Genomic DNA, 22,042 nt, shown 5'->3' with positions numbered 1-22,042 from the left:
CGAGGCGATCAGGAGGTGGACGCGCCTCCCGGCGCGGGGACGACCGAGCGACGACCACCCCGGAGGGCGGTCGTCAGGTAGGCCGGAGACCGTCCGTCAGAGCGGGCGGTGGCCGTTCGGCCGCGCGAACGTGGTGTGCAGACGGTAGCGGTCACCACGGTAGGTGATGGTCGTGATGAGCACGACGCGCCCCGCACCGTCCTCGAGCACCTGCCGCATGACCAGGACGGGCGCTCCCTCGGTGAGCCCCAACGGTCCGGCGTGCTCCGCGCTGCTCCCGCGCGCCTCGATCATCGAGTCGGCCTGGAGCGGGGTCGCGCCCCGGGCGGCGAGCTCGTCGAGGAGCGAGGCGTCGGAGAAGTCGACGCCGTCGATCCCCGGGGCGAACGGCAGCGGGACGCGCGAGTCGTCGATCCCGATGGGCACGCCGTCGAGGAGCCTCACGCGGACCAGGTGGAAGACCTCGGTGCCCGCGACGACCCCGAACTCCTCGGACTCGTCGAGCGACGCGGGGCGCACCTCTGCCCGGAGGACGACCGACGTGGGCTCGAGCCCCTTGCGGTGAGCCGTCTCGGTGAAGGACTCGAGGGTGTTGGGCCACTCGGGCTCCGCCTGGGGCTGGGCCACGTACCAACCGCGACCGTGCGACGAGCGCAGCGCGCCCTCCTCGACGAGCTGCTGGAGCGCCTTGCGGAGCGTGACGCGGCTGACCCCGAGCTGCAGGCAGAGCTCGCGCTCGGCGGGGAGACGGCGGCCAGGAGGAAGGTCACCGTCGGTGATCTGCGCCCGGATGATGTTGGCCGCCTGCACCCACAGGGGATCCGGGTCGTCCGTCGCCGACACCGTCGACCGCATCATGTTCCAAGCCCCTCGCGTCTGGATCGTCAACCGTCGAACCTCTCCGTGAATATAGCCGCAAACCACCTGAACACCCCGCCGGGACCTGCCGGGCTCATTGCGGGACCCGTACCCCGGCCAGCTCGTCGAACGCTTCGTCGAGCCCGGCGTCGACCGTACGGCGGGACGGCTCGGCGTCGAACCAGGCCACGGACTCCCGCATCCCGCGCGCGACGTCGTAGCGCTCGCGGAACCCCGGGACGAGCTGCTCGAGACGCGTCCGGTCGTAGATCACGGTGTGGCGGAAGTCCTCCTGGAGCACGAGCCCCATCCAGTCGACGACCCTCCCCACGTCCTCGCTCGACCGGTGGACGAGCGTCGGACGCACGCCTGCCGCCCGTCCCACTGCCTCGTGGATCCCGTCCCAGGTGACGAGCTCGCTCGAGGTGATGTGGACGGCCTCGCCCACGGCGTGCGCGCTCCCCAGGAGCGGGACGAACGCGCGGGCGAAGTCGTCCGCGTGCATGAGGTTCCACAGCGAGGTGCCGTCGCCGTGGACGACGACCGGTCTCCCCTGGCGCATGCGCTCGACCGCGGTCCAGCCGGCGAGCAGCGGGAGCGTCGTGCGGTCGTAGACGTGCGAGGGGCGCACGACCGTCACGGGGAACCCCGCCCGGTGCGCTGTCTCGAGGTACGTCTCGGCGGCGATCTTGCCGGCCGGGTACTCGAAGCGCGGAGCGCTGCGCGCCGCGGACTCGCGGATCGGCAGGACCGCCGCCGGGTGCTCGTACACCGAGCACGTCGAGACGAAGACGTACTGGTCGGTCCGCCCCGAGAACACCTCCACGTCGGTCGCGACGTCGGCGGCGCTGTAGCCGATGAAGCTCGCCACCGAGTCGAAGCGCTCGCCACCCAGGACGGTGCGGAGGGCGTCGGCGTCCCGGGCGTCGGCCACGAGCGTCCGCACCCCCGCGGGCACCGGACGGGTCGTCGACAGACCGCGGTTGACCACGGTCACGTCGTGCCCGGCCGCGACGGCCTCGCGGACGCACGCCGAGCTGATCACGCCGGTCCCGCCGAGGAAGAGGAGTCGGAGGGGGATGGTCACGGGTTCTCCTTGCCGTGGGTGCGAGCGGCCTGCCCGACGCCGGAGCGCCCGTGCGCGAGCCGCCGCCCGGTCAGGTGGTCGTAGGACTTCTCGAGGGCCTCGAACATGTCCCCGGACGTCCGGTCCAGCTCGACGATGCACCAGTCGAGCGCGGTACAGGAGCGCACGGCAGCGTCGACGTCGAGCGTCCCGTCCCCGAGCGCGACCATGTGGTCGTCCATGCCGCGCGCCGGGCCGTCCTTCGCGTGCAGCAGCCTCACCCGGTCGCCCAGGCGTGCCGCGAGCGCCGCCGGGTCGAGCCCGGCGACCGCGACCCAGTACATGTCGAGCTCGAGCACGACCGCGGGGTCGAGCGCCGCGAGGAGCGCGTCGTACGCGAGCTCGCCTTCGTACGAGGCCGTGAGCTCCGCGAAGTGGTTGTGGTACGCGATGGTCATGCCGCGCCGCGCCGCTCGCTCGGCTCCCTCGTTCACCCGCTCGAGGCCGCGCAGCATGGCGTCCCGGGTCACGAGCTCCTCGGGCTCGAGGCTCCATGCGAGCGTGTCGACCCCCAGCTCCTCGTAGGTGTCGAGCGTCCTCTCCCCCTCGTCCCCCGCGGGGAACGGCGCGTGCGCGGAGCAGATCTCCAGCCCGAACCCGTCGGTGAGCGAGCGGAACTGCGCGGGGCTGCGCCCGTACAGCGAGATGGGCTCGACAGCGGCGAAGCCGATCGCGGCGAGGCGTCCGAGCACCGCGGGGAGGTCACGTCCGGCCAGCGTGTGGACGGACCACAGCTGGACGGCGACGGGCGCGCTCATGCGGGCGCTCCGCCGTCGGGCCCGATGAAGCGACCGTTCCCCAGGGGGAAGCGCGTGGACCACGACGCGACGGCGTCGAGGCCGACGCCCCCCGCCCACAGGACCGCCTGCCGCACGACCTGACGGAAGTGCGGGCTGCCCCACGCGCGCATGTCGTGCCCCAGGGCCACGTACACCACGCGTCCCTCGCCGTGCTCGCGGACGTAGACGATCGGCTGGGTGCCCCCCTCCGGGGTCGTGCGATCGGCGAGCACCGTGACGTCGTCGCGGCACTCGATCACGTAGTACTCGTCCTCGATCACGAAGTCGGCCATGTGCGCCGTGACCGGGTGTCCACCGCGGACCCGGACCGTGTAGGTCCCCTCGGAACCGGCGTCCCCGTGGGACACGTAGCGGGAGCCGACGAGCTCGTACGCCACCTGGTCGGCGTCGATCCCGCCCTCCTCGAACCCGAAGAGGTTCGAGGAGTGCAGGACGACGAGCCCCTTGCCGGCGGCGACGGCCGCCGACAGGGCCGCCTGCTGCTCAGGCGCGAGGTGGGTGCTCGACCGGTAGAGCACGTAGACGTCGGCCTCGGCCGTGACCGGCAGGGGGTCGACGAAGCGGTCCGCACCCACCGCGCGATCGGCGACCACGCCGCCCTCCAGGACGATGTCCCGCAGGGCCGACGAGGCGCCGAGCAGGTCGTGGTGGAGGTCCGTGCCGTCCACCACGACCAGGGCGCGCAGGGGCCGGGAGAGCCTCACGCCGCTCCCTCGGCGTACTCGGCGGCGATCTTGTCGCCACCGTTCTTCTTCCACTTCGCCACGGCGGCGTCCAGGCTCGAAGCCTTCTCGCGGCCGAGGAACACCGCGGTGATCGCGTCCGTCATGCCCTGCTCGAGCGAGGCCCCCTTGGCGTTCTGCACCGAGGAGTAGAGGTGCTGCACCGGGTTGTCCGTGAGGTAGGGGATGACCGAGCTCTGCCAGGCGTGGATGGCCGCGTCGACCCCCGGGGCGCCCTGCGGCGTGCAGAGCACCTGCGCACCGCCCGCGATGTACGCGAACCCGAGGTCCTGCTCTCGCTGGCCGCGCGTCGTGAGGACGGGCACGCCGTCCTGCAGGGTGTAGTTGTCGCCCTCGCGGCCGTAGGACTGGACGAACGACTCCTCGGAGCCGAACGGCGCGGCGAGCCAGTTCATGACGCGCAGGAACCGGTCGACCTCGGCCGCGTCCTCGGTCTTCTTGAGCATCGTGATGGCGTAGGCGCCGCGCCCGGTCCAGTAGGTCGGGTTCCCGCCGTCCGTGCCGAACGAGCTCATCATGCCGAACTTCAGGTCCCGGTGCTCCGAGATGATGCCGAAGGCCCGGTTGCCGTCGTACGTCATCGCCAGACGCGACGAGCTGAACAGGGAGTCGCGCTGCGTCTTGTCCATCGTGGCGGTGTCCGGGTGGAAGTAGCCCTCCTTGTAGAGCGCAGCCATGCGCTCGATCGCCGGGACGAACCCCTCGTGCTCGTAGTGCGAGGTGAACGTCCCGTCCGAGCTCTTCTGCCACTTGTTCGGCAGCCCGTCCATCTGCAGCAGGAAGTCCGTGATCGGCGACGCGAGGGCGTAGACGCCGGCCTTGGCGTCGGTGACCGCCTTGAGCGTCTCGACGAACTCGGCGTAGTCCTGGGGGTGCTCGCTGACCCCGGCGGCCTGGAACAGGTCGGTCTTGGTGTACATCTGGCCGCCGAAGACCGGGTCGGACTTGGGTACGCCGTAGATGCGCCCGCCGAGCATGCCGTTGCGCCAGGCGTACTCCTGGATGCCCGCGAGGTTGGGGTACTTCAGGACGGCGTCTCCCGACAGGTGGTCGGAGAGGTCCGTGAACTGCGCCGCGGCCAGCTCGGGGAGCCGCGAGACGCTCATGTTGACCGGGACGGAGACCACGCGGGGCAGGTCGTCGCCCGCGACCATGGCCGGGAACTTCGTCGGGAAGTCGGCGTAGGGGACGAGGACCGGCTTGAGCTTGAGATTCAGCTCCTCGTTGAGCGTCTGCCAGTAGGCGTTCTCCTCGAGGGGCGGTGCCGGCTGGCCGTAGGTCATGACGAGGAACTCGAAGTCCCCGCCGTCCCCGACGGCCTCGGTGACGGTGCGGGGACCGTCGAGCGGGAACCGGTCGTACACGTCCATGACGCCCTGGGCCGTCCCCGCGAGGGTCGGGGTGGGCTTGAGGGGTTCGAGGTAGGTCGGGGGCGCGACGGCGGGGCCGCCCGCCGCGGCGGCGGCACCCGACGTGCCGCCCCCGGTCGAGCAGGCGGAGAGCAGCGAACCGCCGAAGGCCGCGGCGGCGACCCCGAACAGCGACCCCTTGAGGATCGTCCGGCGGGAGACCCCCGTCGTCTCGAGGCCGAATGAGGAACCACGGTGTTGCGTCATCGTCTCTATCTCCTTGGTCTGGCTGCTCAGCCCTTGACGGCGCCGGTGAGCATGCCCTTGGACATGTGCTTGGTGAGGAACGGGTAGGCGCAGAGGATCGGCAGCGTGGCGATCACGACGAGCGCCATCTGGACCGCCTGCTGGGGTGGCATGACCGTGCCCGGGAGGGGCGAGGCCGTGCTCGTGACGTTGTTCTGCAGGACGAACGAGCGCATGAGCAGCTGGAGCGGCCACATCTCCGAGTCGTTCAGGTAGAGCAGCGGGCCGAAGTAGTTGTTCCAGTAGCCGACGGCGAGGAAGAGGCCGACGACCGCGATGACGGCTCGCGACAGGGGCATGACGATCGACCACAGGACGCGCCACTCGCTCGCGCCGTCGATCCGGGCCGCGTCGAAGAGCTCCCCGGGGATCCCCTGGATGAAGCCGCGCACGATGACCACGTTGAACGCGCTCACCGCGCCCGGGATGATGAGCGCCCAGTAGGTGTTGAGCATCCCGAGGTTCTTGACCATGAGGTAGACGGGGATCATGCCCGGGCCGAACAGCAGCGTGATGAGCACGAACGTCAGCAGGCCGCGCTGGAAGAGCGAGCCGCGCCGGCTGAGCCCGTACGCGGCGAGCACGGTGCAGAACAGGCTGAAGGCGGTCCCCACGGCGGTGATGCCGATGCTGATGAAGATCGACCGGGTCACCTGGGTGCCGTCGAAGATCTGGCGGTAGGCGTCGAGCGAGAAGCTCGCCGGCCAGATCACGTAGCCGCCGTTCGCGTCGATGTCGGCCTGGGTCGCCAGGCTCGTCGAGACCACCACGAGGAACGGGAAGAGGACGAGGGCGCACAGGAGGGCGAGCCCGAGGCCTCGCGCGATCGACGTACCCAGGCGTGGCGTGCCCTGCCATGCGGGGCGCTGGACGGTGCTCATCGCTGGTAGACCCCTTCTTCTCCGAGCTTGTGCGCGAGCTTGTTCGCGGCGAGGACGAGGACGAGGCTGATGATCCCCTTGAGGAGGCCCGCGGCCGTGGCCGTCCCCCAGCTCCCGTCGACGACGCCGTTGTAGTAGACGTAGGTGTCGAGCACCTCGGCGGCCGCGGGTCCGACCGCGTCGCGCTGGAGCAGGATCTGCTCGAACCCGACCGTGAGGGAGTCGCCGAGACGCAGGATGAGCATCAGGACGATGATCGGCCGCATCCCCGGGAGCGTGACGTGCCAGAAGCGCTTCCAGGGGCCCGCGCCGTCGAGCGCCGCGGCCTCGTAGAGGTGGCCGTCGATCGCCGCGATCGCCGCGAGGAAGATGATGGTCCCCCAGCCCGCGTCCTTCCAGATGCCCTGCACGGTCAGCAGGAGCTTGAAGGTGTCCGGGTTCGACATGATGTCGATCGGTGTCAGGCCGTTCGTGATGAGGAAGCGGTTGAGCACCCCCGCGCCACCGAAGATCTGCTGGAAGAGCGCCACGATGATGACCCACGACAGGAAGTGCGGCAGGTAGATCACCGACTGGGTGAACCGCTGGATCGTGGGCCGCACGACCGAGTTGAGGAAGACCGCGAGGACGATCGGCACCGGGAAGAACAGCACGAGCTGGAGCGCCGTGATCTGCAGGGTGTTCGACAGCGCGCTCCAGAACGCCGAGTCGGCGAAGAGCGTCGTGAAGTTGTCGAACCCGACCCACTCCGAGCCGGTGAAGCCCAGGAACGGCACGTAGTCCATGAACGCGATGACGTTGCCGAGGAGCGGGACGTAGGTGAAGAGCAGCAGCACGAGGGCCGCCGGCGCCACCATGACGAGCAGCGGGTAGTCGCGGCGCAGCCGGGTGAGGAAGGCGACGTGCCTCCTGGGTGGTGTGCCCGCCGGGGACGGCTCGTGGGGGCGCCCCGCCTCCGTCCGCGCAGGTGCTTGGTCCAGTGCCACGCTGACCCTCTCTCTCCCGTCGCCCTCTGGCCTGCTCCACTGCAAACCAGATAAGACCACTAGTTGCCAGGAACATACCACTGAGTCCAAGAGAGTGACAAGATCGCCGATCCGCGGGAAGGTTGTCCCATGTTGTCTTATACGAATCCGCGCTCGGCGACCGATGAAGGTCTCGCCGACGACATGCCCCGGGGACCCTACGACACGCTCCTTCCCCGCCCGAAACGCGCAGGTCAGCGGCCCGGGCGGCTCGACCTGCGGCCCGGCGTGGCGGTCCGCGTCGGGCTCCGCACCGAGGCGGCGCCCGTCGGCGCCCACCTGCCGGACGGCACGCTCGCCGCCGCGGAGCAGTCCGTCCTCCGCGCCGTCGCGCGCCTGGGCCTGCTCGCGGGGAACCTGCGCGACGACGGCCCACCGGTGCCCCTCGAGGTCCGGGTGGGCCGGACAGCGACCGAACCCGAAGGCCCCGCCCACACGATCGACGTGGCCCCCGAGGGCGTCACGATCGAGGCGACCGACCTCGAGTCCGTCTCGCACGCCCTCACGACCCTCGCCCAGCTCCTGCCCCCCTCGGCGCTGCGCGGGTCGGGCCTGCCCGACACGGCGCTCGACCTCCCGTGCGGGCGCGTGGAGGACTCGCCCCGGTACCCGTGGCGCGGGGGCATGCTCGACGTCGTGCGCCACTTCGCTCCCAAGCGCACCGTCCTGCGCTACATCGACCTGCTGGCAGCCCACCGGTTCAACCGGATGCACCTGCACCTGACCGACGACCAGGGCTGGCGGATCGCCAGCGAACGCTTCCCCCGGCTGGCCGAGGTGGGGAGCTGGCGGCCCTCGACGCGCCTGGGCCCCGACGGTGAGCACGACCGCACGCCCCACGGCGGCCGGTACTCGTTGGCCGACCTGCGCGAGATCGCGCGCTACGGGCGCGAGCGGGGCGTCGTGGTCGTGCCCGAGATCGACGTCCCGGGCCACACGTCGGCTCTCCGGGCCGCCTACCCGGAGCTCGGCCGGCCGGGGGTCGACCACACGGTCCAGGACACCGTGTGGGCCGGGGGCTCGTCCGTGAGCCCGACCCGGCCCGTGGTCACGTTCCTCACCGAGGTGCTCGACGAGCTGTGCGACGCGATGGACGTCCCCTACGTCCATCTCGGAGGCGACGAGTGCGACATGTCCTGGTGGTCCGAGGACCCCGAGATCTCCCGTGAGATGGCCGAGCACGGCTACACCGAGCCCGCCCAGATGCACGCTCACCTGCTGCGCGCTCTCGCGACCCACCTCTCGACCCGCGGGGTGCGGGCGATCGTGTGGGACGAGGGCCTGGTGACCGGCGGGGTGCTCGACGACACGATCGTCATGGCCTGGCGCGGCGAGCGGGCGTCGTCCCGTGCGGCCGAGACCCACGACGTGGTGCGCTCGCCCCTCTTCCCGACCTACTTCAACTTCGACCAGTCGGACGACCCGCGCGAGCCCCGTTCCGAGGGAGGCGCCATCACGCTCGACGACGTCGCGGCCTTCGCCCCGGCTCCCGCCGGCTGGACCGACGCCCAGCGCGGCCACGTCCTGGGCGGGCAGTTCCAGGTCTGGAGCGAGTGGGTCCCCGACGAGCGGCGCATCGACTACCTCGCGTTCCCCCGCGCGTGCGCCCTCGCCGAGGTGCTGTGGTCCGGAGCGATCGACGACCGCCCGGACTTCGACGCCCGGCTGCGGCACCACCTGGCCCGGCTGGACGCGCTGGGCGTCGAGTACCGCCCGCTCGAGGGTCCCCACCCCTGGCAGCAGGGCGGCGAGGGCGTGTGGAAGCGGACGTCGACGGACACGATCGGCGCCACCCGCACCTGGGTCGAGTCGGTCGCCGACGCCCCCTGAGCCCGTCGGTCAGGCGCCGGGTGACGACGAGGTCCCGTCGTCACCCGGCCCCCGCCGTGCGGGCTCAGCGCAGGTCCATGACCATGGTCGAGCCCCAGTCCGCGTCCCTGACCGACGTGAACCCGACGCGCTCGTAGAAGGCGCGCGCCCCGGGGTTGCCCGACCCCACCCCCAGGTGCAGCCCGGGCACCCCGCGTTCCTCGAGCCTCGCCACGAGCTCGGCGATCAGGCGCCTCCCGACGCCCGCCCCCTGGCAGCGGGGCAGCAGGTCGACGTGCAGGTGCGCGGGGTACCTCTCGTAGAGCTCGTCGGGCGTGACCCGGACGTCGTGGAGGTGCGCGACGCGCTCCCAGTCCTGCGTCCCGTCACGAGGGTCCGCGGCCAGGCTGCGGGGGTACTGCGCGCGGAGCGCGGGCCACCACGCGGCCTCGAGCCACTCCTCGAACGCGAGCGTGTCGGCGGTGCCCACGACGTAGCCCCCGAGGCCGAGCTCGTCGACGTGGACGATCGTCAGCCCCGGGTCGGCCACGGGGTACGGCCCCGCGTAGACGTGCCCGAGCAGGTGCGGGTCGGTGTAGAGGCCGGTGGCGTCGCGGCCCGAGTCGCCCGTGCGCAGGCACACGTCGTACATGCCGGGCAGGTCGAACGGCTCGAACGTCCGCAGCCCGCTCACCGGACCGCGCTCACGGCGAGCAGGAACCAGCCCGTGTGGGGGATCCACTGCTCGGCCCACCGCCAGGAGTCGCCGCTGCTGGCCGGGCCGGGCGGCATGAAGTCGACGTCCTGCTCGTCGTCGAACCCGCTCGTGATCCCGTTGAGGATCCCGCCGGGCACGTTCTGGAAGGCCGTCGAGTACTCGACGTTGTTCGCGCCCCTGCCCTGGAGCATCGACGCGTCGAACGGGTTGAGCCCCGTGACCCAGTGGACCTGGTCGTCCGCGAGACGCAGGAGCCGCGCCCGGGCGTCCGGCGGGCACTCGTCGAGCTCGGCGCACCGGACCGCCGCGTAGGCGACCGAGGAGACGTTGGCGTTCTCGCCCTGCCACCAGTAGCCGGTCTCGTTCGCGTGGGGGTAGAAGAACGCGGTGCGCGGTTCCTCGCCGTCGGGCTGCACGTACTGGCGCAGGTAGCCGAACGGGTTGGGGACGTCGTCGACCCGGCTCGCGGTCGCGAGCGCGAGCGCGAGGGCCGTGCGCCGTGCACGGGCCGCGAGGGGGACGTCGCCGCCCACGTCGGGCACGGCCTCGGCGAACCGCAGCAGGGCGACCTGGGGCAGCCCCGTCTCGGCCGCGTGGAAGAACGGACGCCCGAGCACGTCCCCCTCGAGGAACCCGATCCCGTCCGGGTCCGTGCGGTAGCGGTCGCAGAGCGACGTGGCGCGGCGGCGCGCGGCCTCCTCCACGGTCGCGCGGAGGTCCTCGTCGGCGGAGCGGGGCGCGGCGGGCTCGCGGAGCGCGACCAGCAGCTCGGACGCCGCGAGGAGGGCGCAGTAGTCGTCGATCACCGACTCCTCGCCGTCGAACAGGTACTCCCGGTTGTGGGTCTCCAGGTGCTCGAACCCTCGGACGGCTGCCGCGAGGTAGCCGGCGCGGGTCGTCTCGCCGTCGTCGTCGAGGGTCGAGGCCCGAGCGAGCGCGGCCACGGCCAGCCCTCCACCGTGCCGGTAGCCGGCCTGCCAGCGCTGCGTGCGCACCGAGTCCTGGAGGGGCGCCGTGATCACGCGCTCGTGCAGGTCCTTGGTGAGCGCGTCGAAGATGCCGGTGTAGAAGTAGCCCTCGGGCGACTGGAAGCGCACCAGGAAGTCGGCCCCGAACAGCGCCTCGTCGCGGAGCCGGTTGCCCTGCGCCCGCCAGAGCTCGGGGTGCCGGTGCTCGAGCTCGTCGCGGGCCGCCATGAGCGCCCACGCGCAGAGCGGGATCTGCTGCGGGCTCATCATGCGCGTGTAGGTCAGGTGGCTGAGGAACTTGGAGAAGTCTCCCGAGGCGTCGAGCCAGCCGCCGCGCGCGTCGACCTCGCGACCCGAGCCGTCGCCGTAGAAGCGAGCGTGGCGGTCCTTGCGGTCGATCTCCCCCGAGGAGCGGACCGCGCGGAAGTAGGCGGCGACGTCCGAGACGGTCGAGTACTGGAGACGGTGGTCGCCCACGATCACGTCGCGCGAGGCGTGCACCTGGTCGGCCGCGACCACCTCGACACGGTAGGTCCCGGGCGCGAGCTGCTCGGGCAGCTCGATGCGACGGTAGGTCCCGGTGGTCCAGCCGGGGACCTGTTCCTCCGGCCCGACGGCGAGGCTCACCTCTCGGGACACGTCGCCCGGGTCCGGGGCGCCGACGCGCACGAGCCGGGCGGAGGTCACGTCCACGGGGACGGTCGTGGCGACGACGGCCTTCTTGGTCCCGGTCGCGGCGTAGCCGAGGTGGTTCACGAGCACCGTGAGCGGGGCGGTGAGCCTCATGCACCCACCTGCTTCGTCGTGCCCAGCAGGGGACGGCCGTTCGTCGCTGTCATCGCTCTCCACCGTTCGTCGCATCCGTACCACTAGATACCAGAAGATACATCATGAGACACGGAGCGCACCCCTCCTCCTCGGCGAGGGACCTCCTCGACGGATGCTGCGCCGTCGGGCCCCCACCGCGCGTGATGCCCACCCGGCCGACAGACTGGAGCGATGGCCAAAGGTGTTCTGCGACTCAAGTCCGTCGAGGAGTCCCTCGCGTCCCTCGACGACCCGGAACGCTCGCTCAAGCGCGACCTCAACGCCTGGGACCTCGCGGTCATGGGCGTCGCGGTCGCGGTCGGGGCGGGCATCTTCTCGGTCGGTGCGACGGCCGCCGCGAACTTCGCCGGGCCCTCGGTCATCATCTCGTTCGTCATCGCCTCGATCGTGTGCGCGCTGGCCGTCATGTGCTACGCCGAGTTCGCCTCGGCGCTGCCCATCGCGGGCTCGGCCTACACGTTCTCCTACGCGACCATGGGCGAGCTCGTCGCGTGGATCATCGGCTGGGACCTCATCCTGGAGATGCTGCTCGCGGCGGCCGTGATCGCGAAGTTCTGGGGCATCTACCTCGCGGACGCGTTCTCGCTGTTCGGCGTGGACCTGCCGCTGAGCATCCCGATCGGCCCGGTCGACCTCGAGTGGGGGCCGGTGTTCATCGTCGGGGTCTTCACGACGCTCCTCGCGATCGGCACCAAGCTCAGCAGCCGCATCAACAGCGTGTTCACGATCATCAAGGTCGCGATCACGCTGTTCGTGATCGTCGTGGGCTTCTTCTACGTCAAGGCCGAGAACTACACGCCGTTCATCCCGCCGTCGCAGCCCGCGCCCGAGAAGACGGCGCTCGAGCAGCCCCTGTTCGGGTTCCTCACGGGCCTCGAGCCCACGACGTACGGCGTCATGGGCCTGCTCGCGGGCGCCGCGCTCGTGTTCTTCGCGTTCATCGGGTTCGACGTCGTCGCGACCACGGCCGAGGAGGCCAAGGACCCGCAGAAGACCATCCCGAAGGGCATCCTCAGCGGCCTCGCGGTCGTCACGGTGCTGTACATCCTGGTGACGCTCGTGGTCACGGGCATGGTCCCGTACACCGACCTCGCGGCCTCGGACGACCCCTCGCTGACCACGGCCTTCATCCTGGTGGGCGCGGACTGGGCCGGGCGCGTCATCTCGGTGGGCATCCTCATCGGCCTGACGACCGTCATCATGGTCCTGCTCCTGGGCCTCACGCGCGTCATGTTCTCGATGAGCCGCGACGGCCTGCTGCCGCGCGGCGTCTCCAAGACCTCGCACCGCTTCCACACCCCGGTCCGGCTCCAGGTCGGGGCGGGCATCGTGGTCGCGCTCATCGCAGGGCTCGCGCAGGTCGAGCTGCTCGAGGAGATGATCAACATCGGGACGCTCTCGGCGTTCGTGCTCGTGAGCTTCGGCATCCCGATCCTGCGCCGCTCACGCCCGGACATCCCGCGCGGCTTCCGCGTCCCGTGGTCGCCCGTGCTGCCCATCTTCTCGGGCGTCGCGTGCCTGTGGCTCATGACGAACCTGACGACCCTCACGTGGTTGCGGTTCCTCGTGTGGGTCGTGATCGGGCTCGTGCTCTACGCGTCGTTCGGGTACCGCAACAGCCTGCTCTCGAAGCGCAACGTGGCGGCGCGCGAGGCGGCTGAGGCTGCGGGTGCGCCGGGCGGGGCAGGTGCGCCGGGCGACCCGGCCCCACCTGCCTGACCTTCCCGTGCACGACGGCGCCCCCTCCTCCGGCGAGAGTCTCACCGGAGGAGGGGGCGCTGTCGGGCACGGCCGCCGAGGTAGAGGGATCACGTCGAGGTAGAGGGCCGGGACCCTCTCTCTCGACGGTCGGCCTCTACCTCGGCGACCTCGGGCTCACGGCCGGGTCAGCAGGTGAGCGCCGCGTAGTCGACCGTGTAGGTCTCCTGCGAGCCCGCGTCGTCCCACGCCCTGACGGTCACGCTGCCTGCCGGGAGCGAGCCGGACCGGGCGCTGAACGACTGGTGCACGTTCTTGTCCGGGTTGACGTGGTTGAACGTCTTGGTGCCGAACGGCGTCGAGAAGAGCACGTCGAGCGGCCGGTCCTCACCGTTGGTCGCGACGACCGAGAGCGTGGCGACCTTGCCCGTGCAGCGCGCGGTCGCCGTGAGCCCCGTCAGCTCGGGGTCGACGGGCGAGACCACACCGTTGATCGCCGACGTGTCGGCCGCGAGCGACGCCGTGGCGTGCGCGATCGCCTTGGCGTTGATGTCGAGCGCGACCGGGTCGATGTTCTCGATGTCGTCGTTCACCGAGTGGTAGTTCGGGTCCTGCCAGATCCCCGCGGTGCCGCCGAACAGCGCGACCTCCGCGTCGGTCTTGATGTCGTCGGCCCCCGTGAACAGGCCCGAGGCCGGGACGCCGTTCGCGATGAACGCCTGGTAGTCCGACCGGCCCGAGAACTCCGAGTCGACCCAGGCCTGACCGATCGAGTCGAAGTAGTCCGTGAACACGTCCTCGGTCTCGGGCGAGCCCGGCGGGACCTCGACCGGCGCCGGGTAGGTGGACTCGTCGGCGTCGTAGACCCCGATCACGTAGTTCGGCGAGCCGACCATGTCGAAGTTCAGGTAGGTCGCGATCTGGTCGAGCGTCGTCGGGTCGTTCGCGACCAGGTCGTCGACGTAGTGCGTCGACCCGACCAGGCCCACCTCCTCGGCGCCCCACCAGGCGAAGCGCACCTGGTTGTCGAGCGGGCCGCCGTGCTCGGCGAGCTGGACCGCGGTCTCGAGGATCGCCGCGGAGCCCGACCCGTTGTCGTTGATGCCCGGCCCCTCGGGCACGCCGTCGAGGTGCGCACCGAGCATGACGACGTTGTCAGCCCGGCCCGTGCTCGTCTCGGCGAGGATGTTGAAGGTCGTGTGCGAGACGATCGACGTCTGGAGCACGTAGGTCGCGTCGGCCGGGCCGCCCGCGAGCGCCGCGACGATGGCCTGGCCCGCGGCCTGCGGGATCCCGACCGCGGGCACCCAGTCGTCGCTGGGCGCGCCGAGCGTCGGGTTGATGGCGCCGACCGTGTTGTTGTAGATGATGACGGCCGAGGCGCCGGCCTCGGCGGCGAGCTGGACCTTGAGGCCGAACGCGCACGTGCCGCGGCTGATCAGAGCGACGCCGCCCGTGGCCTGGACCCCGGCCCAGTCCTCGGCCGTGCAGCCGTGCTTGAGGGCGTCGACAGGCTGGACGAGCGGGCCCGTCACGCCTCCTGCGGGGGTGTCGGGGGCGAACTCGGCGGGGTAGACGTCCTCGGTGACGGCGACCCCGGCGGCCGTGAGCGAGAGCTCGTCGACGTTCAGGTCCTCGAACGTGAAGTACTGGCGCTCGGGCGTGTACCCGGCGTCGGTCAGGACCTGCTCGACGTACGCGGCGCTGGCCTCGTAGCCGGGGGTCTCGATGGCGCGGTTGCCGCCGTTGGCGTCCGCGATGGCCTGGAACTGCTCGAGGTGCTGCATGACGGCCTCGCCCGAGACGTGGTCCTCGAGCGGGGCGGGCGGGGCAGGCGGGGCCGCCGCTGCCGGTGGGACGAACACCGCGGCGAGCCCCAGGCTCAGCGCGGCGACGGACGGGACGATCGGACGTGTTCTCACACTCGTTCTCCTCCACTGGTCCCCCACGCAGGCGACCGCACACTCGGCGCGACGTTGCGGGGAGTTCGGTTGTCGCGAGCGTAAGGGCAGCGGGCAGAACACGACAGAGGAAAGCGGGGACTTAACACGATACTTACCGCATCGTCCCTTTTCAGGTGACTTCCGGGGTCTCGGTGGCCCCGTCGCCAGGCCGCGTCTCGCGGGGTGTCGCGCCGCCCGCCCGGCCCCCGCCCCTGGCAGGGTGTGCGCATGGATCCCGACTACTCCCTGGCCGTGCGCGCCGCGTGCGAGTTCATCGGCACGGCGATTCTCATCATCATCGGCAACGGCACGGTCGCGAACGTGCACCTCAAGGGGTCCAAGGGCTACGGCGGCGGCTGGAGCCTGATCGCGATGGGCTACGGGTTCGGCGTCATGATCCCGGCCCTCATGTTCGGCGGGATCAGCGGGAACCACATCAACCCGGCGTTCACGATCGGGCTCGCGACGTGGGGCATGTTCCCGTGGGCCGACGTGGCGCCGTACGTGGTCGCGCAGATGCTCGGGGCCATGGCGGGGCAGCTCGCGATCGTCGCCACGCACAAGCCGTACTACGACCGCACCGAGAACGTCGACGACGTGCTCGCGACCTTCTCGACCGTCAACGCCGCGCACAGCCGCCTGAACGGGTTCGCGAACGAGCTGCTCGGCTCGGTCATCCTGTTCTCGTGCGCCCTGGCGATCATCAACTCGCCCCTGACGACGACCGAGCCCGGTCTCGCGCACCTCGCGCTCGGCTTCCTGGTGTGGGGGCTCGTCGCGGGGCTCGGCGGGCCGACGGGGCCCGCGCTCAACCCGGCCCGTGACCTCGGGCCGCGCATCGTGCACGCGCTCCTGCCCCTCAAGCACAAGGGCCCCTCCGACTGGGGCTACGCGTGGGTGCCCGTCGTGGCTCCGCTCCTCGCGGGGCTCATCGGAGTGGGCTGCTGGAAGCTCCTGCTCGGCTGAGCAGTGCAGCGGCCCGACGGCGGAGCGTGCGTCCCGCCGTCGCGTCTCGGCCGAGCCGGGCACAGGCCTGGGTCCCGGGCGGACCGCATCCCGTCTGTGCAGTGCGCTGCCGACGGCAAGGCACGCACCGCTTGTCGCGCGCCCGGCGCCCGCGGGCGGCGAGTGCGGCCGGCACCACGGCTCAGGCCGGTGGGCCGACGCCCGTCACAGCCCCGCGACCAGCTCCAGCACCGCGGCCAGGACCTCGTCGAACTCGCGCTCGGGCTGGAACACGAGCCACTCGAGGCCCGCGACGAGCGTCGCCCCGAACACCGACGCCGCGAGCAGCGACACGTCGGCCCCCGGTCGTTCCTCGCGCAGCGCGGCCGCGTAGAACTCGATGACGCGTGCGCGGATGTGCCCGACCGTCTCCTGCCACTCGCGCCCGACCCGGAAGACCTCGGCCGCGAGGAGCTTCGCGAAGTCCGGGTGGGCGCGGATCTGCTCGAGCAGGGACGCGATGAGCGCCGCGAGCGCCGCCTTGCCGTGCAGGTCCGCGCGGGCCGACTCGAGCGTGAGGGTCAGCCGTTCGAGCCCGCCCGCGAGCGCGGCCTCGAACACGTCGGACTTGGACCCGAAGTTGTAGTAGACGCTGCCCTTGGCCACGCCCGCCGCGGACGCGATGTCCTCGACGGACGTGGCCGTGAAGCCCTGGTCGGCGATGAGGCTCACGGCCGCGTCGATGATCTGCTGCCGGGTCCCGGCGCGGCGGGCCGCGAAGGCCTGCTCGCGCCGGGTCCCCGTCGGCACGTCGGGCTCAGCGGCCCCAGCGGGCGCCCCGGAGCCAGCGGCCCCAGCGGTAGCACCGGGCTCGAGGGGCCCGACGGCGTCGCGTCCGTCCGCCGTCGGGTCCGCCTCGGTCGTCGTCATCGTTCGTCCAACCTCTTCGTCGTCAGATCTCGAGCGCCGGGTGCAGGCGGTCGAGGGTCCAGGTGCGCATGCGTCCCGCCCGCCAGGCGCTGATCGCCAGCGACGCTAGCAGCAGCACGCCGAGGTAGACCACCGCGAACCAGAGCCGTCCGTCGACCCCGCCCGTGATCGTCTGGCGCAGGCCGTCGACCGCGTAGCTCATGGGCAGCAGCGGGTGGATGACCTGGAAGAACGCGGGCGTGGTCTGCACGGGGTACGTGCCGCCCGAGGACGCGAGCTGGAGCATGAGCAGCGCCAGGATCGCGACTTTGCCCGCGGCCGGGCCGAGCAGCGCCATGAGGGCCTGCTGGAGCGCGAGGAACGTCGCGGCGACGAGCGTCGTGAACGCGAGCGTCCCGAGCGCGTGGGTCATGTCGAGGCCCACGCCCCAGTGGATGACCGCGAGCATCACGGCGACCTGCGCGAACCCGATGCACAGCGCGGGCAGGAACCCGGCGAGCGTGGTGCGAAGACCCGACGCGGGCGTCGCGAGGGCCCGCGAGGGCAGCGGACGCATGAGCAGCCACGTGATGAGCGCGCCCACGAACAGGGCGAGCGGGATGAAGAACGGCGCGAAGCCCTCGCCGAAGCCCTCGGCCTCGGCCAGGTCGGTGTCCGCGACGGTCACGGGGGCCGCGATGACCTCGGCGCGCTGCTCGCGCAGGGCCGTGCCGTCGTCGGGGATCGCCTCGGAGCCCTCGGCGAGCTTGTCGGTCAGGGTCTGCGCGCCCTCGGTGAGCTGGGCCCCGCCGTCGGCGACCTGCGTGGCCCCGTCGGCCAGGGTGCGGGTGCCCTCGGCGAGCGCCCCCGCCCCGGTCGCGGCCGACTGCGCGCCCGTCGCGAGCTGCTGGGCACCCGAGTAGAGGGACGAGGTCCCGGCGGCGAGCGTGCCCGCGCCCGACGCGAGCGACGCGTTCCCGGTCGCGAGGTCGGAGGCCCCGCCGCGCAGGGTCGAGAGGCCGCTGCTCAGGTTCGCGGCACCGGCGGCCACGCCGTCGACGCCGTCACGGACCGTCTGCGTGCCCGCGCCCGGGTGGAGCTGGGCGTCGATCTGCGCGGCCCCGGCCGAGGCGGCCTTGATACCCGACGAGAGGGCGGGCAGCCCCGCGGCGACCTGCTGCGAGCCGTCGGCGAGGGCCTGGAGGCCGGCCGCGCTCTGCGCGAGCTCGGCGTCCGAGGGGAGCTGGCCCAGAGCCTGCCGGTTCGCGGCCGCGAGCGCCTGGGCCTGGGGGTCTGTCGAGGCGCCGAGCGCCGCCGCGTTCTGCTGGAGCAGCGCGCGGAGCGTCGGGACGCTCCCGGCGAGCGAGGTGACCTGCCCCTGGACCTGCGCGACGCCGTCGGACACCTGCTGGGCGCCCGCGGCGGCCTTGTCCGCCCCGGCCACGAGGCCGGTCGGGGCCGTGAAGCCCGTGGCGAGCTGGTGCGCGCCGTCGGCGAGCTGGACCATGCCCGACTGGGTCGTGGCCGCACCGGCCGCGAGGGCCGAGGCCCCGTCGGCCGCGGACGAGGCGCCCGCGGCGAGCTTCGAGGCGCCCGCGCTCGCGGAGGACGCGCCCTGGGACAGCGCGCCCGCCCCGTTCGCGAGCTTGCCCGCGCCGGTCACGGCGCTGCCCGCGCCGTCGGCGAGCTGGTCGATCCCGGACGCGAGCGTGCCTGCGCCGTCGGCGGCGGACGAGGCGCCGTCGGCGACCTGCGTCGCACCGTCCGTCAGCTGACCGCTCGCGGTCGTGAGCGTGAGCGAGCCGTCGGAGGCCTGTGCGAACCCGTCGCGCGCGCTGCCGAGGCCCACGAGTACCTTGTCGACGGCCTGCGCGCCGATCTCCTCGCGCACCGCGCCCTGGACCTGCGTCATGGCGCTGCGTCCCAGGGTCGTGGCGAGGAACGAGTTCGCGTCGTTGTACGTGACCATGAGCTGCGCGGCCTGCGGGTCGTCGCCCGCGGCGCTCGCGATGCCCTCGGAGAAGCCCTCGGGGATGGTCAGCGCGAAGTAGTAGGTGCCGTCCTTGACGCCCTTCTCGGCCGTCGCGGCGTCGACCTGGGCCCACTCGAGGTCGCCCGAGTCGACGAGCTTGGTCGCGACCTCGTCGCCCGCGTTCAGCGTCTCGTCGCCGTCGTCCGAGGCGATCGTGGTGCCGGTGTCCGCGTTGACGATCGCGACGGGCAGCTTGTCGAGGTTGCCGGTCGGGTCCCAGAAGGCCCACAGGTACATGGCCCCGTAGAGCAGGGGCACGAAGATCATCGCGCCCACGGCGAGCTTGGGCAGGAGGCCGCGGCGGAACCGCCGCAGCTCCGTACCGGTGGAGGTCCAAGACATCACGAGAGGTGTTTTCCGTTCTGTACGTGCGAAGGATGAGGCCCGACGGCGGAGCGTGGGCGGGGCGACGAGCGTCGCCCGGGTGGTGGGGTCAGGCCGCGACGAGCTGCGGGCCGGTCGTGAGCCGCACGACGTGGGGGGCACGGCCCCAGCGCATCGCGTCGACCTCGCCGGCCGAGGCGACCGAGCCGACGACGGTCACTCCCGTGGCCGCGATCGCCTCGAGGCGCTCCCAGACGATCTGGCGGCGGGCCGAGTCGTGGACCTGGTCGAGGTCGTCGACCACGAGCAGCTCGGGCCCCTGGGCCATGGCGATCGCGATGCGCAGGAGCATCGCGTCGACCTCGTCGAGGTCCCAGACCATCGAGTCGAGCGCGGGCAGCTCGCGCGGGCCGAACACGGGACGGGCCACGCGCTCGTAGACCTCCTGGGTGACCTTGGGGGTACGGCGGTACCAGGGCGCGAGCCAGGTGAGGCGTTCGCGCACCGAGTCGCCGACCGTGACCGCGTCGTCGAGCTCGTCGATCCCGTGGAAGCCGGCGATCGCCGCGCGACGCTGGACCGCGGTGCGGCGCGCACGACGGCCCGTGAGGCTCTCGCCGAGCACGACGAGCCAGCCGTCCGGGGTGTGGTCGGGGGCCATGCGGCCCGCGAGGGTCAGGAGCAGGCTCGAGCGGCCCGCGCCCTGCGGGCCCTGGAGGACCACGACCTCGCCGGCCGGGACCTCGAGGTCGACCGGCCCGTAGACCAGGCCGCGCGGGCCGTGGAGCTGGAGGTCGTAGGCGCTGATCGCGTGCGGGGCCGCGGCGGGGAGCGGGGTGCCGTCGGCGGGCTCGAGGGTCTCGGCGATCTCGCCGCCGAGCGGGCCGCGCAGCGTCATGTCGTCGGCGATGTCCGCGGCGGCGAGCCGGCCCTGCGGGAGGTGCGCGGCGCCGTCGGGCACCTGGTGGTTCGTGGTGCCGGGGGCGCCGGCGGGCGTGGTCACGGTGGCCTGCACGAGGTACGTGGCCTCGTCGCTGCCGTGTCGGGCGACGGGCTGGTTCATGGGGGTTCCTCCGAAAGTTCCAGTCCGGCCACTCTTTTAGACTGACCGGTCAGTTCGAAGTTACGCGCCGAGAGGCCGGGTTGTCCACACGACGTCAGATAGAACGGCCCGTGATCCGCATCACGGGCGCCGCCCGGACCCGCGGCCCGGCCGCTGGTGACACCCCTGTCGCCCCCGCCCCGCTCCCCTGCGCAGCGCGCGGCACCGTGGCAGCGGGCCCCCGCCCGGCATACGCTCGTGCCCCGGACCACCCGGCACATCGTCGTGTCGCACCACGAGACGTATCGAGAGGCACACAGTGAACGACGGCACCGCCGCGCAGCCCGCACCCACCGGGGCGCACGACACGCTCCCCCACGTCGTCGTCGTGGGCGGCGGGTTCGCCGGCCTCGCGACGGTCAAGGCGCTCGCCGGCGCCCCGGTGCGCATCACGCTGATCGACCGCCGCGTCTACAACACGTTCCAGCCGCTGCTCTACCAGGTGGCCACGGGCGGCCTGAACCCGGGCGACGTCACGTACTTCCTGCGCGCGCTGCGCCTCAAGCAGCCCAACGTGCGTGTCGTGCACGAGCACCTCGTGGGCCTCGACCCGCAGCACAAGACCCTCCGGCTCCTCAACGACGAGGAGATCCGGTACGACTACCTCGTCCTCGCCAACGGCGTCACGACCAACTTCTTCGGCACGCCCGGCGCCAAGGAGCACGCGTTCGCCATGTACTCGCGCTCGCAGGCGCTCAAGATCCGCGACACCCTGTTCGTGCGGCTCGAGAAGTCCGCGGCCACCCCGGAGACCGACGACGGGCTCCGCGTGGTCGTCGTGGGCGGCGGGTCGACGGGGGTCGAGGTCGCGGGAGCGCTCGCCGAGCTGCGCACGCAGGGCCTCGCCCCGGCGTACCCGGAGATCCACGGCGACGCGTTCAGCGTCAAGATCGTCCAGCGCGGCACCGAGCTCATCAAGCCGTTCCCCGCCAAGCTCCGCACCTACGCGGCGCGCGAGCTCCAGCGTCGCGGTGTCGACCTGCACCTGGGTGCGGGCGTCGCGAAGGTCCTGCCCGACGGCGTCGAGCTCACCGACGGCACCTTCATCCGCTCGGACCTCACGGTCTGGGCCGCGGGCGTGGCCCCGCACGAGGAGGTCTCGCGCTGGAACCTCCCGCTGGGCGACGGCGGGCGCATCCGCGTGGGCGACGACCTGCAGGTCGAGGGCTGGCCGGACCACTTCGCGGCCGGCGACATCGCGATCTCGCCCGCGGGCCTGCCGCAGCTCGCCCAGCCCGCGATCCAGTCGGGCAAGGTCGCGGGGCGCAACATCCGCGCGCTCGTCCAGGGACGCCCGACGACGTCGCTCACCTACCTCGACAAGGGCACCATGGCCGTCATCGGGCGGCGCGCGGCCGTCGCGGACATCGCCGGGAAGCTGCGGCTGACCCGCGGCAGCGCGTGGCTGGCGTGGCTGTTCGTGCACATCATGAGCCTGATCGGGCCCCGCAACCGCCTCACGACGCTCGCCGGGCTCGTGACGCGCTACGGCTTCCCGTTCCACCGCCGCCCGGTGCCGATCGTGGGCGACGTCCCCACGATCCGACCGCCCAAGGGCTGGGTGCCCGCGGACGGTCCGTCGCCGCTGCCCGAGGTCACGCCGAACGACTGAGCGTCGCGCCTCACCCGCCGGTAGGGTCGCGGGACAGTCCCCGCCCCGGCAAGGAGCCCCCCATCT

At 72.1% G+C, this 22,042-nt stretch carries 17 protein-coding genes; 4 read left to right on the top strand and 13 right to left on the bottom strand.

Translation table 11 applies throughout. The features are described from left to right. Positions 1 to 96: 96 nt before the first annotated feature. From OERS_RS00085 to OERS_RS00055, 7 genes are all read right to left on the bottom strand, one after another. Entirely contained in the window at positions 97 to 858 is a 762-nt protein-coding gene (locus OERS_RS00085; RefSeq protein ID WP_139107594.1) for a GntR family transcriptional regulator, read from the bottom strand. A gap of 94 nt (positions 859 to 952) precedes the next feature. Further along, a complete protein-coding gene (locus OERS_RS00080; protein WP_248948242.1) occupies positions 953 to 1,945 on the bottom strand; it encodes an NAD-dependent epimerase/dehydratase family protein in 993 nt (330 codons plus the stop codon). Beyond that, complete coding sequence (locus tag OERS_RS00075; protein ID WP_068623402.1) at positions 1,942 to 2,742, bottom strand: sugar phosphate isomerase/epimerase family protein; 801 nt, start codon at positions 2,740 to 2,742, stop codon at positions 1,942 to 1,944. Before OERS_RS00075 ends, OERS_RS00080 begins: the two co-directional genes overlap by 4 nt. Further along, complete coding sequence (locus OERS_RS21335) at positions 2,739 to 3,488, bottom strand: ThuA domain-containing protein (RefSeq protein WP_068623400.1); 750 nt, start codon at positions 3,486 to 3,488, stop codon at positions 2,739 to 2,741. The genes OERS_RS00075 and OERS_RS21335 overlap by 4 nt, the downstream gene beginning before the upstream one ends. Then, complete coding sequence (locus OERS_RS00065; RefSeq protein WP_068623398.1) at positions 3,485 to 5,143, bottom strand: type 2 periplasmic-binding domain-containing protein; 1,659 nt, start codon at positions 5,141 to 5,143, stop codon at positions 3,485 to 3,487. Before OERS_RS00065 ends, OERS_RS21335 begins: the two co-directional genes overlap by 4 nt. A 26-nt stretch (positions 5,144 to 5,169) precedes the next feature. Next, a complete protein-coding gene (locus tag OERS_RS00060) occupies positions 5,170 to 6,063 on the bottom strand; it encodes a carbohydrate ABC transporter permease (protein WP_068623396.1) in 894 nt (297 codons plus the stop codon). Beyond that, positions 6,060 to 7,049, bottom strand: coding sequence for an ABC transporter permease (locus OERS_RS00055; RefSeq protein ID WP_248948240.1), 990 nt, complete (start codon positions 7,047 to 7,049; stop codon positions 6,060 to 6,062). Before OERS_RS00055 ends, OERS_RS00060 begins: the two co-directional genes overlap by 4 nt. A 183-nt stretch (positions 7,050 to 7,232) precedes the next feature. On the opposite strand from OERS_RS00055, the gene OERS_RS00050 reads away from it, so the two are divergent. Next, entirely contained in the window at positions 7,233 to 8,918 is a 1,686-nt protein-coding gene (locus OERS_RS00050) for a beta-N-acetylhexosaminidase (protein ID WP_169834153.1), read from the top strand. A gap of 64 nt (positions 8,919 to 8,982) precedes the next feature. Here OERS_RS00050 and OERS_RS00045 read toward each other — a convergent pair whose 3' ends face one another. Together OERS_RS00045 and OERS_RS00040 are read right to left on the bottom strand one after the other, a co-directional pair. Beyond that, positions 8,983 to 9,591, bottom strand: a complete 609-nt coding sequence (locus tag OERS_RS00045) for a GNAT family N-acetyltransferase (protein WP_248948238.1) — start codon at positions 9,589 to 9,591, stop codon at positions 8,983 to 8,985. After that, entirely contained in the window at positions 9,588 to 11,369 is a 1,782-nt protein-coding gene (locus OERS_RS00040; protein WP_068623390.1) for a glycoside hydrolase family 9 protein, read from the bottom strand. The genes OERS_RS00045 and OERS_RS00040 overlap by 4 nt, the downstream gene beginning before the upstream one ends. A gap of 213 nt (positions 11,370 to 11,582) precedes the next feature. Here OERS_RS00040 and OERS_RS00035 point away from each other — a divergent pair, with 213 nt between their 5' ends. After that, positions 11,583 to 13,130: an APC family permease gene (locus OERS_RS00035; protein WP_068623388.1), complete on the top strand. Its 1,548-nt coding sequence runs from the start codon at positions 11,583 to 11,585 to the stop codon at positions 13,128 to 13,130. A 167-nt stretch (positions 13,131 to 13,297) separates the two neighbouring features. On the opposite strand, the gene OERS_RS00030 is transcribed toward OERS_RS00035, so the two are convergent. Next, entirely contained in the window at positions 13,298 to 15,031 is a 1,734-nt protein-coding gene (locus OERS_RS00030; RefSeq protein WP_248948236.1) for a M20/M25/M40 family metallo-hydrolase, read from the bottom strand. Positions 15,032 to 15,280: 249 nt separating this feature from the next. Between OERS_RS00030 and OERS_RS00025 the strand changes: the two genes are divergently transcribed. After that, on the top strand, positions 15,281 to 16,018 hold the full coding sequence (locus OERS_RS00025) for an MIP/aquaporin family protein (RefSeq protein WP_056652954.1): 738 nt from the start codon (positions 15,281 to 15,283) through the stop codon (positions 16,016 to 16,018). Between the two features lie 204 nt (positions 16,019 to 16,222). Here the strand turns inward: OERS_RS00025 and OERS_RS00020 are convergent, their stop codons facing one another. From OERS_RS00020 to OERS_RS00010, 3 genes are all read right to left on the bottom strand, one after another. Further along, on the bottom strand, positions 16,223 to 16,927 hold the full coding sequence (locus tag OERS_RS00020) for a TetR/AcrR family transcriptional regulator (protein WP_083201100.1): 705 nt from the start codon (positions 16,925 to 16,927) through the stop codon (positions 16,223 to 16,225). Between the two features lie 22 nt (positions 16,928 to 16,949). Then, positions 16,950 to 19,280, bottom strand: a complete 2,331-nt coding sequence (locus tag OERS_RS00015; RefSeq protein ID WP_068623386.1) for a YhgE/Pip family protein — start codon at positions 19,278 to 19,280, stop codon at positions 16,950 to 16,952. A 91-nt stretch (positions 19,281 to 19,371) separates the two neighbouring features. Then, a complete protein-coding gene (locus tag OERS_RS00010; RefSeq protein ID WP_231907859.1) occupies positions 19,372 to 20,325 on the bottom strand; it encodes an ATP-binding cassette domain-containing protein in 954 nt (317 codons plus the stop codon). Between the two features lie 298 nt (positions 20,326 to 20,623). On the opposite strand from OERS_RS00010, the gene OERS_RS00005 reads away from it, so the two are divergent. Further along, complete coding sequence (locus tag OERS_RS00005) at positions 20,624 to 21,976, top strand: NAD(P)/FAD-dependent oxidoreductase (RefSeq protein WP_068623382.1); 1,353 nt, start codon at positions 20,624 to 20,626, stop codon at positions 21,974 to 21,976. Positions 21,977 to 22,042 lie beyond the last annotated feature (66 nt).

This window comes from Oerskovia enterophila (assembly GCF_001692445.1).
Taxonomy (GTDB): Bacteria; Actinomycetota; Actinomycetes; order Actinomycetales; family Cellulomonadaceae; genus Oerskovia; species Oerskovia enterophila.
The sequence above is the reverse complement of the archived record's forward strand: the minus strand, read 5'-3'. Positions and strand labels throughout refer to the sequence as shown.